Source organism: Bradyrhizobium vignae (genome assembly GCF_900324035.1).
GTDB lineage: Bacteria > Pseudomonadota > Alphaproteobacteria > Rhizobiales > Xanthobacteraceae > Bradyrhizobium > Bradyrhizobium vignae.
In genome coordinates this window covers 6,644,583-6,661,627 of sequence record NZ_LS398110.1, presented here as the reverse complement: position 1 = coordinate 6,661,627, position 17,045 = coordinate 6,644,583, and the positions used below count along the sequence as shown (strand labels likewise).

The following is a 17,045-nucleotide window of genomic DNA, read 5'->3' as shown; positions in this document are numbered from 1 at the left end:
GGCGACTTCTTCTTTGGCATCACGGCTTGAAATCATCAGACCGGAACGAGGCTGCGAACGCGCCGTGCAACGTCTCTGCCGTGAGAGGCGAAAGCCAGGGCAATCGTCCTAACCAACGCACCCGCCCGATCTCCCGAATTGCAGTTTGAGCCTCGCACTTCTTTCGCCAATGAAAGCAATCCCAAGAATTTTGATCTCGCGTTTTCGCAAGGCCTCTATTGACAGTAGAGCGTGATTGATGGTGCCGAGACGCGTGCTCGCGCAAAGAACGACAGGAAGCCGCCATCGCTCGAAGACATCAATGTAAAGCGTGCCACCGATCAGCGGCACCATCAACCCGCCGGCCCCCTCGATGACGAGTGGCCGCTCCTCAGTCTCCGGCGGATCGAGCAAATCCGGATCGATGCGAACTCCGTCAATTTCGGCGGAATGATGGGGTGAAGCGGGGGTTTGAAGGCAATAACGCTCCGGCACGATCCGATCAGCCGAAAGACCGCCCAGCCGAGCGACAACTTCACTGTCGGTTCCGCCTTCCCGGCCGGCCTGAACCCGCTTCCAATAGTCTGCGCCGAGGAGATGTGCGAGCCCCGCAGAAAAAACCGTCTTTCCGATCCCGGTATCTGTACCGGTCACCACGATTCGTTGACTCATTGCCTCCAGTCCCTCGTCTCCTCAGTGAGCGCATCGAGCATTGCACGCACGTCGTCCTCTCCAACGTTGAGCGTAACTGAAATGCGCAAACGGGCGGTGCCCCCCGGCACTGTCGGCGGCCCGATCGCGCGAATATCGAAGCCGCGCCCCTGCAGTGCAGAGGCAAGCCGCATGGCACGCGCGTTGTCGCCAACGATATAGGGCACGATCTGCGAGCCCGAGGGGCTCCCAAGATCGCGCAAGCCGATCTGTCGATGCGTGAACGCGACCAGCTTGGCCAGTCGCTGCTGCCGTTCCGGCTCCTATTGGAGGATCAAGAGGGCCTCCCGCACCGCGACCGCCATCAATGGTGAAGGCGCGGTTGCGAAAATGAAGGCGCGGCAGCGATTCACCATGAAATCCCGCAGCACGCCGGAGGCCGTGACGAGCGCACCTGCGGCACCCAGGGCTTTGCCACAGGTATGAACAACCAGGAGATTGTCGCGCCGCTCATAAGGCGCAGTCAGTCCTCGTCCCCGCGCGCCGTGGCATGAGCCTCATCGACCATCAGGAATGCGTCGTAGCGATCGGCGATCGCAATCAGATCTCCAAGTGGCGCGAAATCGCCGTCCATGCTGTAAAGACTTTCCACCACGATCCAGGCGCGGCCCCTTCCACCTTTCTCACGCCAGTTGCGAATCGTGTCTTCGACTGCCTGGGGATCGTTATGGGCGCATATGCGAAATTCCGCCCGTCCAGCCCGCGCGCCCTCGTGAATACTTGCGTGCACGAGAGTATCGACAACAAGCAGATCGCCGCGCTGCGGCAACGTGGTCAGGAGAGCGAAATTTGCGACATAACCGCCGCCAAAAAAGAGCGCGGTCTCTGCGCCAAAGAACCTGGCCGCTTCTACCTCGAGACGTTCGTGCTCCTCGCAATTGCCGCGCAGAAGCCGCGACCCGCCGGCGCCGATCGGTGTGCCGGCCTCGAGCGCGGCTGCGACAGCGTTCTTCATGCGCGGCGCACTCGCCAGCGCGAGGTAATCGCTCGATGTAAAATCGACGTCCGCGCGCGCTTTGAGCCCGCGCAGTCGGTTGTCGTGTTTCAGGGCAAGTAAGGCGTTGACATAGCTTTCAAAGCGCTCGGTATGGATTGGGTTCATACTCGCTCCAAGGCAAGCCATCACCAGGAAAGTCGCTTTTAATGGCGGAGAAGAAACGAAGATTCGCGTGGCGTGCAGCTTCAGCCTGGCACGATGCGATTTTCTCGATCGACCAGCACCACGCGTGGCTTGAAAGCGTTTGCTTCCGCCTTATCAAAGGCGGCATACGCAACGATGATGACTTTATCTCCAAGCATCGCAAGTCTCGCAGCCGCCCCGTTCAGACCTATCGTGCCCGAGCCTCCAGGTGCCTCGATCACATAGGTGGCAAAGCGTGCTCCGGTGTCGATGTTGTAGATTTCAACGCGTTCGTTGACCAAGAATCCCGCAGCATCCATGAGCTTACGATCAATTGAGATCGATCCCTCATAGTGCAGATCGGCTTCGGTCACCGAGGCGCGATGGATCTTGCCTTTCATCAAAGTAACTTGCATTTGTCACCTAAGATGAAGTTAGAGTACAGCGTGCTCGTTCCTGTTTCACTTTTGGGCAAGCCCGGACACGATTTCGAGCTGGCCCAGCAAATTCGCGTCGAGATCTGGCTAGCACGTGCCGCTACTCATTCGCTAGGCCGCGTGCGATCCACCCAAAAAAGATACCCGATGTAGCGGAAACGAAGACGGTTAAAGCAAGCGCCACTCGTCCGGCCAGCAAGAAGCCCATGACACCTCCCGAGGGTGCTCCTATGGCCATGAAAGCCAGCAGAACAGGATAAGATTGCTCACTATCATTCTCACCCGTCGCCACCGGGTGAGATTGCTTGGTATCGCTCATTCGGCTCTCGCCTCTTCTTCATGCGACTGTATTCGCGCATTGTGCAAATGCCTCCACTTTGGATGACCGTCCGACGAATACCCCGCCGCCGACCCCATGGAGGCTCCATGTAGCACAAGGGCGGAGCCGTTCCCCATGCCCTGCCAAGGCGGGAAGCCACGCTCCTTGGAAACAGCGCACCACTTCGGCGTCGCTCAGAAAACTCCGATTTTCGAGCTTCGGCGCTCGTCCTGACGTGGGCCTAACCGATCGGACGGATCGCGACCCAGCTTCAGCTTTAACTGTGCCAGCTCGATAAATACGTCCGTCTGTCGCCGAAGTTCTGCAGCTATCGTCGGCGTCTGGCTGGCGATCGTGGATACGACAGTCACCCGCACGCCGCGCCGCTGCACGGCTTCGACCAGGGAGCAGAAATCGCCGTCGCCCGAGAACAGGACCATCTGGTCGATATGCTCGGCAAGCTCCATGGCATCGACCGCAAGCTCGATGTCCATCCTGCCCTTTACTTGCGGCAGCCGCTGGCATCAATGATTTCCTTGGTTGGTTTGGTGACAACCGTGTAGCCGTTATAGACGCGCCAATCGACGAGCGACCTGATCGGCGAACATTCCTGTTCCTCGATAATCGTCGTGTAATAAAACGCGCGCACCACTGTGCCGCGGCTCTGAAACTCCGCGAGCAAGCGCCTGTAGTCGATGTCGAAGCCAAGCGCCTTGCAGGTTACGTCGAGATTGGCGCCGTCGATAAAGAGCGCGATTTTGTCGACTGGTGACATTGGCTTTTGACCGCCCCCGCCACTCATTAGCTTAGGCCGCATGCGATCCATCCAAAAAAGAATCCGAGGTTAAGAGATAGCTCAAGATTGTCTCCCACCAGAAGTTGACCAACGCTGTACAGCACAGACAACGCGACAATCAGGGCGGAGAGATAGGCCGCAAGTTGAGTCCAGTATTCACCGTCACGGTTGAACATCAGTGCGCTACAGCAAGATCAGAAGCAATCGCTGCCATCAGTTACAACAAGGCACATTTGATCAGTCCACCCGTCATCCATGCGTCTCCTGACCTATGCGTGCTGCCGACTAAAAGTTAAGAGCCCCGCCCGTGGAGCACAGGGCGGGGCCGCTCCCCATACCACCAAGGCGGGAAGCTACGCTGCTGGGAGACAGCGCACTACGGCGGCGTCGCTCATAGACTCAGGGGCGCTCCGATTGTCGTCCGCCCTCGCTCTTGACGACGTTGCGCAAGACGATTTCAGAGAGCTTCACAACGAGCTGCTTGAGACGCGCAATCTCTTGCTTGCAGCGCCTCAATTCGCGCTGGTCATCTGTCATCTCCGATGTTTCAGGGTGGCTGCTATCGCTGTCGTTCATGACGGATGTAGGACCATCGGATCGGCGTCACCTTCCGAACGGCAAGGGATGACTTAACCATACGATGTTGGAACCAGCGCGATAAATACCTTACTTCCGCAGGCCGCGCTCCGACAAATTCAGTACGCAACGAACGAACAATCTCGTTTCTCGTCTGAGATCTCGTTGGAGCGTTTCGTACAATACGCGTCGTTAGCAATCATGGCCGCGCCGTCGTCACTGTCAGGTGGAGCCTCTGCCCGTCCTCCAGCAACAGAGATAGCAGTTGGCAATCGCTCGCGGGCTTGCTGATGGCAATCGCGACCTTGCGCCGCCCAGAATACGAATTGTATCTCAGGAGGGCTTTCTTGAGGTCCTCTGCAACGCTTGCTCGAGGATCTGAAAGCACGTTGACGATCATGCAGTTTTAATTCTCTTATTTTCGAAAGCGGATCATGCGCATGAGTAGGCGAACCGCCACGTGGATACCAATACCAATTCCGGAAGGACCAAGACCAGCTTGGAATGAACGTGACACTAGAGGAGGGCGCGAACGTTTTTTTGGTATTTTATAACCGGAAGGCGACGAAAAAACGCGGAAACGCGCCGATCCACGCCGTAGTAGATACGCATCAGGGTTTGGTCACTCCTCGCATGGCGTCTCAACTGGAATAGCAAAGCCCGCTTTTACGCGATCAAATACGACCATCGTCTTGAAGCCCTTGAAGTTCTCCGCGCCCAGGGCTGAGCAGGGCTTTCTCTTCAGCGGCGCTAAGCCGGCCGCCGAGAGAGAGCGGCTGTTGCTTCGTTTTGGGGCGAGGGCGTCGATGGCGGCGTGAATTTTGGCGTAGCAGCGCGTTCCGACCAGCGCCGGTCCATCACGTCACCGAGCAATTGAAATCCGTCGAAAGAGGCGGTCGGGCAAGCGTAAGCACATGGCTCATTGCACAAATCGATATTGAAATATCGCTACTGTTGTGAATCACGCGTGATCGCGGCGACATCGGCCTCACCTCAGCCGATCTCGGAACGTCGCCCCTCGTTGAGAGGCCGTGTCAGCAGCGCCGCAACGGGGCGCAAGTTCAAAGTGGGGCGAGGATCTTTGGTACGAAACGCTCATTCAAAGCCGAAATATTCAGGTGCGAAACGAGATTGTTCGTTCGCTACGTACGGTGTTTGTTGTAGCAAAGGCGCCCAAACTTGCCATTGTAGTTTGCGCGATGGGCATACCCAATTCTTCGTTCACGGCCGGGAGTGAGCTGGCAATGCCTGCCTAGCGGCCCCAGCGTGAGACTGGGAGTTTATCTGAGCAACATGGGGGATGCGGAGGTTTTTCTCTCATAGAGCTATGGCGGGCGGCTGTTCTCTTCGACCGGCGCAATCGAGGCCGTTTCAGGGGCAATCGCGGCCTAGTCGCGGGTGGCACTGACTGCGGCGGGGTTCGCGCTGCTCTGCTCAAGCTTGCTCGCGTTTGCCTTTGCTTAAAGCGAACGCGTTGGTGGGTGTCGCGCGCTAGTTGATGAGGTTTGGCTTTGAGCATGAACGTCTCGGGAAACCGCCACGCTGGTCATGCTTCAACTTTCGCCCGAGCGGTGATGATGAGCAATTTTAACCAAGTACGCGTGCTGAGTGTTCATCACTGGACGGACGATCTATTCAGCTTCACCACCACGCGGGATCCGTCGTTCCCCTTCCGCAGCGGCGAATTCACTATGGTCGGGCTCAAGATCGACAAGAAGCCTCAACTGCGGGCCTACAGCCTCGCCAGTGCCGACTATGAGGACCGGCTGGAATTCTTCTCGACGAGAGTACTGGACGGTCCCTTAACTTCGCGTCTGCAGCATCTGAAGGAGGGGGACGAGATCATCGTTAGGCGGAAGGCGACGGGGACGCTGGTCATCGATAGTCTTGAAGATGGGCGCAATCTCTATCTGATCGGCACCGGGCTTGCGCCGTTCCTCAGCGTGATCAAGGATCCCGAAATGATCGGTGGCAGCCCCGCCCTGGTTCGCGATGCCCGCGAGCTATTGGTGGCGAAGGGCTTTGTCGAACCCAATCGCGGCGAGCCCGCGCATTTCATAGTCGAAAGACGTTTGCCGAACGCAATAGCGTAGTCCTTCTCGAATAGAGGTTCTGCATGAATCATGAAGGCGAGTGACAATCGCCATGAAGCATCGACAAGAGCAAACGAACAGCGCGCGCCGACGCGCTGCAAGCAAGGGTCATGGAGATGAAAACAACGTATGTTGAACTGCTGAAGTTGAAAATCGAAGTTCTGCGCCTGAAGTTGATGCGCTTGCAGAGTGCACAACTCATCATGCACGAAATTCGGAAGACAAGACAATAGGTCCTTGTGCAGCTTTCTGAACTTGTCTGACGCAAAACGTCGTAAAGAGAGCCGAGGTCCAAAATCGGGACGCCCGTGAGTCGCTGAGCGGCCCGCTGAATTACAAACCGGCAGAAAACGAACGTTGCATAGTAGCGCACCGTCGACGCGACGCAGTTTTCGGAACGTCTGGGTGCGGCACCACAGACGCTCGCATGGTGAGGATCGGAATGAGGAAGATTGCGATCGCATGCATTGTGTCCGGCATCATCTCGACTGTGGCCAGTTCGGCGTACGCGGCAGATGGCATCAAGTCGTGTCAGTACTGGTATTACAGCTGCGTTAAGTGGGTGATTGAAAACAGGAAAACGCTTGCGGACAAGCTGAAGGGGTACGACAGCTGTCGGCGGACGCTGGCGGTGGCGAAGTCATCGGGATCCTTCTATATGGAGGCCCAGGGCATGTCGTTGCCGTGCAGCCCGAGCGCGGGCAGTTGATGCAGGGTGACGAGATCAGACCGCGATCTCACAGAGTGCGCGCATATATCGGTTCGTTTCGTACAAAAGTTGTGCGCCGACAACGAACGAGATTGTGCTTGCTTTAATAAATTGCGGCTAGGGTTCTGAGGCTTAACCTTGGAAAGGCGCACCGTGAAAACGCTAGCGCTTCTTGCGCGATGAATCCGGAGCAACCGCCATAGAATATGGATTGATAGCAGCGGGAATCTCACTGGCTATCATTTCAGCCGTGAACGGGCTGGGCACGAAACTCAGTACGAAGTTCGCTTCGATCAGCAGCTCTCTGAAATAACTCAAAGGCCGCCTCAGTCGGCGGCCTTGTTCGCGCCTCGCACATAAAGGAGAGAGGGCCCAGTCAGAAATTGGGGTCTGTCGGTCGTCGTCAGCACACCGAGGTCGATCGTTTCAGCCATTCACTCATCTTGGCGACCATGTCGGCAGGCCAAGATCATCAGGCGCAATAGAAACGGCGCCACGAAGGCCCCGCCCGTTCTTCAGCTTATCCCGCGATCTTACTTGATCTTGGCTTCGCGGAATTCGACATGCTTGCGCGCGACCGGATTATACTTTGACCAGCTTCTCGGTCTGGTGCGCCAATTCTTCTTGGCGACGTAATAGAAGCCGCTGTCAGCCGAGGACACGAGCTTGATCTTGATGGTGACCGCTCCGGCCATGTTGAGAACCCTCGAGGGAAGGGCGTTCAACTGCGGATAGGCCGAGGTTGGCGTTCTCGCTAACGACCATGCTTTCGCTCCACGGGAGTTAGCGGGGGATTTCCCGCGGTGGTCGTCATCTCCTCTTCAATGAACCCTTGGCCCTTGGTTGGAAGCAGAATTCCCGATCGGTAACTTTCTTGGCCGCTCAGCCTCGCCGTTGAGGCAAATGTTCCCGCTCAGTAACTTTTCTGCCCTCTCATCGGAATCGCCCGAAAAAGTTCCCGATCGGTACCTTTTTGCTGGACTTTTGCTGCCTCAACTTCTAAAGTTCCCGCCCGGTAACTTTAGGACGAAGAGCTATGAACACCTCGGGCGGAAACGAGGCTCCTGGCCAGACGGGTGTCGCGCGCCAAGCCGCCGAGTTCGCTGCAGCATTCGGTCGCCTTATCCAGCAAGAACGCAAACGCCAGGGCCTCCGGCAGGACGAGCTGGCCATGGTGAGCGGGACAGGAAAGCGCTTCATCGTCGACCTCGAGGCCGGAAAAAGCACCTGTCAGCTCGGGCGTAGCCTGCACGTGGCAAATGTGCTCGGGCTGCGCATCGAGGATGTTCTCAAGGATGCCCAAGCCCGCCGCGTGAACACTTCCGAGACACCGGACATTCCCGACAGCGACGAGGAGGAGCCTCATGGACCGTCTTCCGGTCTACTTTGAGACGCGAGAGGTCGGCTGGATCACGGCCGCCGACGAAGCGTCAGGCTTCACCTATGCCGAATCGTGGCGCGGGCTGACCGGCGCCTTCCCTGTGTCGCTCACCATGCCGCTCTCGCGGGCGTCGCACCATGCCTCGGCAATTCTGCCATGGGCGGCAAATCTGCTGCCGGAGAACGCCACTCTCGGGACCGTAGGTCATATGCTCGGCAAGTCGCCGGCCGATGTCATCGGTCTTCTTGCCGAGATGGGCCGCGACACCGCCGGCGCGCTCTCCGTCGGACAACCTGGCACCGGTCTCGTCGCCGGCAAATGGCGAGAGATCCCCGACAAGCCCTCGCTCGAGCGCATACTCAATGAGCTACCCCACAAGCCCTTCCTCGTCGGCGAGGACGGCGTGTCGATGTCGCTTGCCGGTGTGCAAACGAAGCTCGCCGTCGCTGTGGACGGCGATACACTGTACATACCGATCGATGGAGCGCCATCGACCCACATCATCAAGCCCGATTGCGAGCGCTTGCCTGGCGCCGTCCAGAACGAGGCATTCTGCCTGACGCTCGCGCGCATGATCGGAATCCCGACGCCGAACGTGACGACCGGGACGGCAGGCGAACGTAGCTACCTGCTGGTCGAGCGCTATGACCGCCGTCATGACGGCAAGCGGTGGCGGCGGCTGCATCAGGAGGACTTCTGCCAAGCCCTGGGTCGCCCGCCAGCTGCCAAGTACCAGAATAGCGATAGAGGCCTAAAAGGACCATCATTGGCCGACATGGTTGGCGTGACTCAGCGCCACATGACAGCACAGCAGACCGCCCGCTTCGTCGATCTTGCGATCTTCAATCCGATGGTGTGGAACACGGACTCCCACGCCAAAAATTACTCACTGATGCTATCGGCGCGGGGCGCTGCCATGGCGCCAGGCTACGACATCGTCTGTGCGGCGCCATATCCGAAGATCACGCGCAACATGGCGCAGAAGATCGGCGGGCAGAAGCAGGCTGACCAGCTCGGACGCAATCACTGGGAGCGCTTCGCGGTCGAGTGCAAGCTCTCTCCAGCGCAGACCATCCGGCGCGTCTCCGAGATTGCTCAGGCCGTGACGCACCATGCAATGGCGGCCAAGGCCGAGGTCGCAGCCATGCCTGCCGGGGGCGATCCCGTACTTGACACGGTGGTCGAGGCGGTGATTTCGCGCGCACGCGGATACCTGGAGCGCCTGAAGCAAGCGGATCCAGCGCCCGAGGCGCAGCAGCGCCAGCGCCCTAGGACGAGATGCACCTCCCGACGAAAGCCGAGCCCGCCTGCCTCACCGCCTGAAAACATGGCTACACGTCGTGCTTAAGGCTCATGGCACAGGGAGGGCTAGGGTTCTGGCCGAAATAGGCCACTCGGGATTTCAAAGTAGGCCACTGAAATTACACACCGTAGTTATACTGACTCCAACTACCATTGCGCGAACCTATCTCCGGACTCCACCAGAATGGAGTAGGGAATATGTCCCGAGTTACCGAAGCTGAAGTTGCCGAAGCGGCCACCAAAGTTCTTACCGATCGAGCTAAAGGTCGTGCGACCATTAAAGAGTTGATCGAAGAAATTCCGAACTACCTAACGCTTTCAGCCGAAGACCTCGCGCCATCGCCGACCCGGCCAGGCGAGTCGTTATGGGAGCAGCAGGTGCGCAACATCACCTCGCATAAAGCGTCACCCGGAAACGCCATCTACGAAGGCAAGCTTGTCGCCATCCCCGGCGGCTTGGCGCTGCCGGGGCGCGAGGTTGCAGCCTAGCTAGGAGAACTTCGCCTTATAGCCGGGTTTGAACCATTTCAGTTCGGTTCTGCCCGGCGCTTCTTTATCCCAAACAAACCACGCATAGGCCGTCGTTCCGCTGCCCTTGGGCTCCACGCCGCTAGGATAGAAAGTAATTCGTTCACTGAAAACCCAGACCCGAGCGGGCGGTATCTTTGCGAAGATCGTATTTGCGCGGTTCGCGCCCTCTAAGAAGGCAAGCCGCAGCAGCAATGCGAACTTGCGGTTCGAATGCTTGACGCCGCTGGCGACAAAGCCCTCAGCGCAGTTATAAGGCGGATTGGTTACGATGTTGTCGGCTGACCATTTCGGCTCAAGAAAGTCAAAGCCGATCTCGCCATAGCCGCGATCGTATAAATCAGAACTGCGAACGGGCTGCCCGGTCTGCTCTAGCACCCGGGACATCGTCCCATCACCACACGCGCTTTCCCAAATCTCGCCGGTGAATTTTTCATTGTCGATCAGAGCAAACGTTGCCCACGGTGGGGTGGGGAAAAAATCAGGCCCGCTGAGATCAGCGAACCTTTTCATTGTCGGCTTAAAGCCGCCGTTCAAATTGTAAGTTGGGTCTGCCATCCGAATCTCCTTGGATGGCAGAGTATCAGAATCATTGATTCAGCAACGGTTTTTAGTGAGCCATTATGACTCACCCCTGCCTCTCTCCCTGAATGACAGTGAACTTCCGGCGACGATCTGGCGGCGTCTTAGTGCAGGCGCCACGGAGAGTGCGGCCCCAACAAACTGAGCAACGCTCCACGCCTTGTCAGCCAAGGCTAGCGCCTTAGCTGGCATCGTGCGCAGGGCCTTACGGACGCGGCACAGATGGTAGTGCGCGACGCTCGACCGCCGCAAACGTGGTTGTCCAGCTTCTTTCTAAAGCGGTTGGTGAGGCGGGTGAACCGGCGCGAAGCCATGCGCAGCGAAGGTTCTGACGCTCAACATAGCTGGCTGAAGCGTACTGATCGGGATCGCCAGATACTACGTCACGGCTTACCGCTACTACGGCGGCGGGCGAGTAGCGGCCCTGCGCTTCCTTCACCAGATGCGTTACCGAGTAGGTCTTTACGATCACGCCATGAGAGGCGTCCGGGCCGAAGGCATTGCGGATCGCTCCGCGGTAGGATGGAAGCCTCCGTTGAAATCTCAGGCTGGCCGATGACCGCGGCTGGGGACATCATGCAGGAAGTCCATGGTGCTTTCGGCGTTACGTTCGCCTTTGACGTTCTCTCGTGGCGCTGCACGCTCTTTTGCTTCTTGTAACGAAGCAAAGGCGCTGCGGAACGCGATCGACGAGCCCTTAAGGAACAACAGGGAGACCAATACGCCCCGGTAATGGCGAGAGCTACACCTCGACAGAAACGCTTTGCCAAGCTATACACGAACATACAGCGAACAGATCCTTCCAGTTGCAGCAGCCTTGCGATACATCTCGACCGAGGTATCACCCTCGGCAGATTCTGAGTGTCGGGGCGGCAAGCTGCATCCCTTTTTGGATGATGCCGATTCAGGGAGTGATAGCGATTGTCCTTGTTCCGCCATTTGCATGACGACGCGTTTTTGGCCTTCTCGCGCGATCACAAGCACCTGTACGCAGCCTGTCTGCTCGACCTGCATGAACGCTTCTTTTCAGGCGCGCCGTCGTTTCCGACCCCTCAGCAGGTCGTCCATGCCATCTACGACGTCATGCGCGCTAACCCCGCCATCTGGAATGAAGGCGATGATTTCGGCAGCCTGCCGGAAATGATCTCCGCGGGACGCCGCCGGATCCGGAAGGCCGACGTCGCGCTCGCTTCCGAGAAGGGCGACAAGGCGCTCGGCCTTGCCCGACAATTGTACGCCCGGCTGCTCGCCTGGGGATGGCTTGAAGAGGAGGAATACGGGCTTCGTGTTACCGTGGACATGGCTATGGGACCGCTGCTCGTGATCCAGCGGCTCGCGAGCCTCAATAAGGATCTCTCGCAGCGATTCGGCGGCTTGATCGTGCAAATCCGCCTCAACCTGGAGGCCGTCGAAAAACTGAGGCCCGAGATCACCGACCGCAAGCAGCGCGAAGCCGCGCTCGCCCTCCGCGAGGCGCGCAATCAGGCCGACCAGTTCACGAAGAGCCTGCGGGCCATTCTGGCTGACCTGAAGCGCGTCCGACGGACGGTCATGGAGTCGAAAACAGTTGCTACCCGGCTGGAAGCCTTTTTCGAGGAGTTCGTCGACCAGCTCCTGCTGAAGGATTTCGAGTCCATCCTCACCGTCAACCATCCGTACCGCTTCCGCGATGCCATCGTCGATCTCGCGCGGCGGATCTCCTACACCCCAGAAACCATGCAGGTCCTCGCCGAGGAGTACACAGCTTCCAGCATGGCAGCCGACATCGAGGACGGTCGAATGGCCGCGGCCGACGACCTGCTGGCCATCGAAAGCATCTTTGATCAGATCGGGGAAATGTTCGATAGGATCGAGGCCTTCCGCAGGCAGCTCGAAGCCCGGGTCCGCAACACCATTAAGTACGCCGAGCGGGGCGGGCAGGGACTCGTCGGCCGGGCCGGCGACCTGGTGCGGCGTCTGGATGCCCTACTGCGGGACGGCAGACACCACAAGGCGACTATCGAATGGAGCATCGAGCCGCTGCGGTCCCCCTGGTCGGAGCACCATCAGGCCCCGGCCAGGCAGCCGCGCCGTCCCGTCGAAGCGAGGGAGCTCGCAGGGCCCCCGTCGGACCCGCTGTACGAACTGCGGAAGAAGCTCCGCCTCGAGTACATCGCTCGCATCGCGCCCCGCCCTGAGGATGTCAGACGATTTCTCGAGGGCCAGGTGCCGCCATTCGCGACCAAGGAAGCCCGCTTCATGGAAATCGAGACCGTGGACGACTTTCTCGCCTTCGATTGCGCCCGCCGATATGCGTTAACGGGTGAGGTTCCGGCGCAGGTCGCGGCCGGGTTCGATCTGGAGCCGCGCCCAGACACGCCGCCCCACGACAGCGAATGGCTTCGGTGTGCGAACTTCGTGGTCAGGCGATCCGGCCCCCTCCGGACAGCAGAGGCAGCCCGTGCTCAGTGAGTTCGAAAACGTCGAGCGCTCCTTCGGCGCGGAAAAGGCAGCCGACCTCCGCAAAGCCCTGCACTTCCTGCTACGGCGGCAGTTCGTGTTCGCGGGAGATCCCCGGACTGGGACAGTCTACAACACGATCATGGATGGCCGCTTCCGCGACGTGGTCGACGGCTTCTTCGATAGTTGCGGATACCGCGTTCATCGCGATCCAGAGGCGCAGTGGGCTGGCATCGTCGCCATGGACGAGGACGTGCCGCTGCCTCGAATGAAGCTCGACGAAACCATTGTTGTCCTGGTACTGGCGGCATACTGGCAACAGGAGGTCAACGTCGGAGCGGTCGAGGACCGGGCCGTCGTAGTTGCCACTTTGAACGACCTGTTCGATCGCTACCGTGAGATGGCGCAACACGGCGGCGGAGGCGCGATCTCGCCCGCCCGCTTCCGGGACATCCTGCGCGAGGCCGCCCAACGCAGTTTGGTCGAGATCGGTGATTTTGACGACGAGCAGCAGGACTGCGAGATCAGGATCCGCCCGATGATTAAGCTGATCAGTGGCAGCGACGCCCTCCAACGGCTTGAGCGCTACGTCCGTAGCGAGGAGGCGCGGTTTCCGCAGCCTGCAGGAGACGAGGCATGATGGAGCTACGCCACCTGACGATGGTGAACTGGCACCTGTTCGATGTCGCCGACATTGACGTGACAGGACACGTCGGGGTCCTGGGCGAGAACCGGTCCGGCAAATCGACAATCCTCGACATGGCACAGGTCGTTCTCACCGGCGGGAGCCGGCGGTTCTTGCGCCTGAACGCGGTCGCCGGCGACAGCGGAAAATCGCGCAGCGGCTCGAAGCGCAGCGTCGTCGATTACTGCCTTGGGACGCTCGGAGAAGACCAGCGCCGGCGCGACGAGGCACGCACCTATGTGGCGCTAGGCTTCGAAGACAAGGAAGGCGATCGACCGCCGGTCACGATCGGCATGGCGCTTGAGGCGCGCAAGTCCGACAGCAGAGAGACTGTGCTGGCACTGTTCATCGCCGTCGGCACCGTTTTGAGCTCCAAGGACTTCATCGAGCAGCGAGGAAAGTCGCAATTCCCGGCGCAGTGGGAGGACGCGCGCGCCCGGATTGTCGCGGCGGTCGGCGAAGGCAATTTCGTCAATCATCGCGACCGGCCGAGCGACTACGTCCGCGAGTACATGCGCCATCTTCTGCCGCATTCGGCCTATGGCGAGCAGAACGCCAGCGCCCTGCAGAAGTCAATCGTCAACGCGATGACGCTCGACCACAACCAGACGGCCACGCAGTTCGTCCGGAACTATATCCTCGAGGACAGTCCGATTGGCATCAAGGAGCTGCGCGAGTCGATCCAGACCTACCGCAACATTAGCGAAACCATCAGAAAGATGCGCCTCAGGCTCGAAGCCCTGAGGGCGCTTCGGGTCGTCCTCGGCACTCTTGAAGAAGCGCTCGAGACCAAGTTCAGGGAGGAGTGGATCGCAAAACGCGCGACTTGGCTCGCGGCGCGCGCGACAAACCTGGACTTCAAGACCAAGCGGCGTACCGAGATGGCGCGCCGGGACGCGGCAGCAAAAGAACTCGAATTCATCGACGACGACGTCAAGGCCATCGATAACGAGATCGAACGCCTCACGGCCGCGATCGCCGAGCACGATGCCAAGACCGGCAGAAAGTCCCTGCAGCAGACCGCCGATGTGGCCGGGCAGGCGGCGCACCGCGCCTCGGCGGACTTCAAAGCTCGTATGGAGAACATCCGTCGCCTGGAGCCGCTCCGCGCGATGTGCGCGGACCGTTTCGAGGACTTCGTTCCTGCGCTTGAGCGTCTTCTGACCGCCACCGCCGGTGCCGACATCGGGCGCGTCTCCGACGAGCTCTCCGCGGCCGAGAAGTCCTTCGCCGCAAGCGGCGCGAAATGGCTGCCGAAGATCGACGAAGCACGTCAAACGATCATCGCGGAGCTTTCCGGGCTCCGAGGCCGCCGCGACGAGGTGCTCGAACGGATCCGACAGCACGCCGCCGGAGGGGCGCGGGCCTATCTCGGCGACGACACTGAACTCCTCTGCCGCAGGCTGCGGCAGAGCGGAATGGTCCCGCGCGTGCTCTGCGACATCATCGAAGTCGCCGAACCCGAGTGGGTAGGAGCCGCCGAGGCGCTCCTCGGCCGCGACCGGGAAGCCGTGTTCGTGGACAGAGCGGATATCAGCGCCGCCACGTCAATCTTCAAGGAAGGTCGCCGCGAGTTTCGCCATGCATCGCTCGTGAGCCTCAACAAGCTCGAGCAGTTCAGGGCCAAGCCGGAGCGCGGCACTTTCCCTTCGATCTTCCGGAGCCAGGATCCGGACGCGATGGCCTTCATCATGCGCCGCTACGGCACGGTCCGCCTCGCGGACACGCTTGACCAGTTCAACAGACCCGGCCGGGCTATCATGAAGGACGGCCTTTACGACGACGGTCTCGTCAGGAGCCATCGGTGGATCGAAAACTCGCAACACAAGATCGGAAAGGCGGCCCAGGCGAACGCCTTGCGCTCCCTGCAGGATCAGGCCGAAGAGCTGGATCGGATCTTAGCCGACAAGACCAAGGAGGCCGTCACGGCGGAGCAGGCCTTTGCCGCACTGAAGAACATCTGCGAGGGGCGTGACGATCTGAAGGCTTGCGCCGCGGCGTTCGCGGCTGCGCAGACCGAGATCGCCGAGGCGCAGGCCAGACTAGATGCGCTCGACGGCGCGGGTGACGGCGGCCTTCGCGACAAGAAGAGAGCGCAGCAGAAGCTGAAGGACAAGAGGCTCGACGAGAGAAAGATTCAGCAGAAGGCGTTCGGCGAGCATGACGGTGAGGTCAGATCGGCAGAGAGGAGACTGGGAGAGGGCGAAAACGTACCCGGCTCCGAGCTCAACCTGCGGGTCGCCCGGTCGATCTATCGCAAGATCTTCCCGCTCTACTCCGCCGCCAAGGGCAGGATCGTGTACCGCGAGCGCCTCAATGCCGCAGTCCAGAAGGGGTTCGCCGAGAAGCACCGCGTCATCGCGGACAGGGCGCTAAAGGATGCGGACGCCTCGGACGCAGAGCGCGCCCGCATCGAGCGGCGGGTCCGCGAGCTCCTCTACGATTACTTCGACCAGTTCGGGATGAGCTCGCAAGTCGGTGCGGAGAGCGAGCCGCTGAGGGAGGTGAAGCCCTGGATGGAGCAGCTCATCGCGGATATCGAATCCAACGAGCTGCGCCAGTACGAACGGCAGGCGCGGGAAGCGGCGGAAAAGGCCTCCATCCTGTTGCGCGGCGAGTTCATCAACGCGCTCACAGCCCGGATCGGCAAGATGGAGCGGGAGCTGCAATCGTTGAACCGTAGCCTCTACGCACATGCCTTCCACAACGAGCGTTATTCATTCCACCGCACCCAGGTGGTGGAATTCCAGCCCATCCTGAAGATCATCGAGATTGCCAAAACCTCTCCGGAGGCGCTCGATATGCTGTTCCGAGGCGACGTGCCCGATGACTTCCCGCATAAGGATACGATCCTTGCGCTCGAGGCATTGCTCGAGGATCCAGACAAGGACTTCACCCAGTTTGAGGACTACCGCAACTTCTACACCTTCGAGATTCACATGGAGGATGTAGCCACGGGTCGTTCAACCCGCTGGGAGCAGCGGCGCGGCACCGGATCCGGCGCCGAACAGCAGGTGCCCATCTACGTCGCCATCGGCGCTTCGCTGGCCGCCGTCTACGGCAGCGCCGAGCGCCGCACGGGCAAGCCCTCCGGCTTCGCCCTCGCCATGTTCGACGAGGCCTTCTCCAAGATGGACGGCAAGAACCAGCGGCAGATGATGAGCTTCTACAAGAACCTGGGGCTCCAGTTCGTGATCGCGGCGCCGTTCGAGAAGCGGGTCGCCGTGCTCGAGCACATGGACACCATCGTGGAGGTGGACCGCATCGGCGAACAGTCCAGGGCCACAGTGGTGGAACTGAAAGAGAAGGCCAAGCGCGAACTGATGGCCGTCGATCCGGATCTGATGTCCGAAGATGAGCTCGCCACCCGTCTGGCTGCCGAGTAGTC

14 protein-coding genes and 3 pseudogenes are annotated in these 17,045 nt (G+C 59.8%); 9 read left to right on the top strand and 8 right to left on the bottom strand.

Features of this window, described 5'->3' with window-relative positions:
* Positions 1 to 19: 19 nt before the first annotated feature.
* From bioD to BRAD3257_RS40470, 6 genes and pseudogenes are all read right to left on the bottom strand, one after another.
* A pseudogene (bioD, locus tag BRAD3257_RS32230) lies at positions 20 to 651 on the bottom strand (dethiobiotin synthase).
* A pseudogene (locus tag BRAD3257_RS32225) lies at positions 648 to 1,792 on the bottom strand (8-amino-7-oxononanoate synthase). The pseudogenes bioD and BRAD3257_RS32225 overlap by 4 nt, the downstream one beginning before the upstream one ends.
* Before the next feature lie 80 nt (positions 1,793 to 1,872).
* The gene (gene panD, locus BRAD3257_RS32220) at positions 1,873 to 2,226 is read right to left on the bottom strand and encodes an aspartate 1-decarboxylase (RefSeq protein WP_122405231.1); all 354 of its coding nucleotides are present in this window, start codon (positions 2,224 to 2,226) and stop codon (positions 1,873 to 1,875) included.
* Between the two features lie 121 nt (positions 2,227 to 2,347).
* A complete protein-coding gene (locus BRAD3257_RS39465; RefSeq protein ID WP_145987067.1) occupies positions 2,348 to 2,566 on the bottom strand; it encodes a hypothetical protein in 219 nt (72 codons plus the stop codon).
* Between the two features lie 194 nt (positions 2,567 to 2,760).
* Positions 2,761 to 3,341 (bottom strand): annotated as a pseudogene (locus BRAD3257_RS32215) (LabA-like NYN domain-containing protein).
* Between the two features lie 420 nt (positions 3,342 to 3,761).
* A complete protein-coding gene (locus BRAD3257_RS40470) occupies positions 3,762 to 3,938 on the bottom strand; it encodes a hypothetical protein (protein WP_174221603.1) in 177 nt (58 codons plus the stop codon).
* A 1,577-nt stretch (positions 3,939 to 5,515) separates the two neighbouring features.
* Here BRAD3257_RS40470 and BRAD3257_RS32200 point away from each other — a divergent pair.
* From BRAD3257_RS32200 to BRAD3257_RS32190, 3 genes are all read left to right on the top strand, one after another.
* Positions 5,516 to 6,031: an FAD-binding oxidoreductase gene (locus BRAD3257_RS32200; protein ID WP_122406872.1), complete on the top strand. Its 516-nt coding sequence runs from the start codon at positions 5,516 to 5,518 to the stop codon at positions 6,029 to 6,031.
* 442 nt (positions 6,032 to 6,473) lie between these two features.
* On the top strand, positions 6,474 to 6,740 hold the full coding sequence (locus BRAD3257_RS32195; protein WP_122405229.1) for a hypothetical protein: 267 nt from the start codon (positions 6,474 to 6,476) through the stop codon (positions 6,738 to 6,740).
* A 172-nt stretch (positions 6,741 to 6,912) separates the two neighbouring features.
* Positions 6,913 to 7,053, top strand: a complete 141-nt coding sequence (locus tag BRAD3257_RS32190) for a Flp family type IVb pilin (protein ID WP_122405228.1) — start codon at positions 6,913 to 6,915, stop codon at positions 7,051 to 7,053.
* A 220-nt stretch (positions 7,054 to 7,273) separates the two neighbouring features.
* Here the strand turns inward: BRAD3257_RS32190 and rpmG are convergent, their stop codons facing one another.
* Positions 7,274 to 7,435 carry a 50S ribosomal protein L33 gene (rpmG, locus tag BRAD3257_RS32185; protein ID WP_122405227.1) on the bottom strand — a complete coding sequence of 54 codons (162 nt, stop codon included), beginning with the start codon at positions 7,433 to 7,435 and terminating at the stop codon, positions 7,274 to 7,276.
* A gap of 341 nt (positions 7,436 to 7,776) precedes the next feature.
* On the opposite strand from rpmG, the gene BRAD3257_RS32180 reads away from it, so the two are divergent.
* The 3 genes from BRAD3257_RS32180 (at position 7,777) to BRAD3257_RS32170 (ending at position 9,912) form a co-directional block, all read left to right on the top strand.
* The gene (locus tag BRAD3257_RS32180) at positions 7,777 to 8,130 is read left to right on the top strand and encodes a helix-turn-helix domain-containing protein (protein WP_122405226.1); all 354 of its coding nucleotides are present in this window, start codon (positions 7,777 to 7,779) and stop codon (positions 8,128 to 8,130) included.
* Complete coding sequence (locus BRAD3257_RS32175) at positions 8,105 to 9,469, top strand: type II toxin-antitoxin system HipA family toxin (protein WP_122405225.1); 1,365 nt, start codon at positions 8,105 to 8,107, stop codon at positions 9,467 to 9,469. Before BRAD3257_RS32180 ends, BRAD3257_RS32175 begins: the two co-directional genes overlap by 26 nt.
* Before the next feature lie 152 nt (positions 9,470 to 9,621).
* Positions 9,622 to 9,912 (top strand): hypothetical protein, encoded by a 291-nt coding sequence (locus tag BRAD3257_RS32170; RefSeq protein ID WP_145987066.1) that lies wholly within the window; start codon positions 9,622 to 9,624, stop codon positions 9,910 to 9,912.
* On the opposite strand, the gene BRAD3257_RS32165 is transcribed toward BRAD3257_RS32170, so the two are convergent.
* Positions 9,913 to 10,509 (bottom strand): hypothetical protein, encoded by a 597-nt coding sequence (locus BRAD3257_RS32165; RefSeq protein ID WP_122405223.1) that lies wholly within the window; start codon positions 10,507 to 10,509, stop codon positions 9,913 to 9,915.
* 945 nt (positions 10,510 to 11,454) lie between these two features.
* On the opposite strand from BRAD3257_RS32165, the gene BRAD3257_RS32160 reads away from it, so the two are divergent.
* The 3 genes from BRAD3257_RS32160 to BRAD3257_RS32150 are packed head-to-tail and all read left to right on the top strand — an operon-like array spanning position 11,455 to position 17,043.
* Positions 11,455 to 12,984, top strand: coding sequence for a Wadjet anti-phage system protein JetA family protein (locus BRAD3257_RS32160; protein WP_122405222.1), 1,530 nt, complete (start codon positions 11,455 to 11,457; stop codon positions 12,982 to 12,984).
* Positions 12,974 to 13,612, top strand: coding sequence for a DUF4194 domain-containing protein (locus tag BRAD3257_RS32155; protein ID WP_122405221.1), 639 nt, complete (start codon positions 12,974 to 12,976; stop codon positions 13,610 to 13,612). Before BRAD3257_RS32160 ends, BRAD3257_RS32155 begins: the two co-directional genes overlap by 11 nt.
* A complete protein-coding gene (locus BRAD3257_RS32150; protein ID WP_122405220.1) occupies positions 13,609 to 17,043 on the top strand; it encodes an SbcC/MukB-like Walker B domain-containing protein in 3,435 nt (1,144 codons plus the stop codon). Before BRAD3257_RS32155 ends, BRAD3257_RS32150 begins: the two co-directional genes overlap by 4 nt.
* Positions 17,044 to 17,045 lie beyond the last annotated feature (2 nt).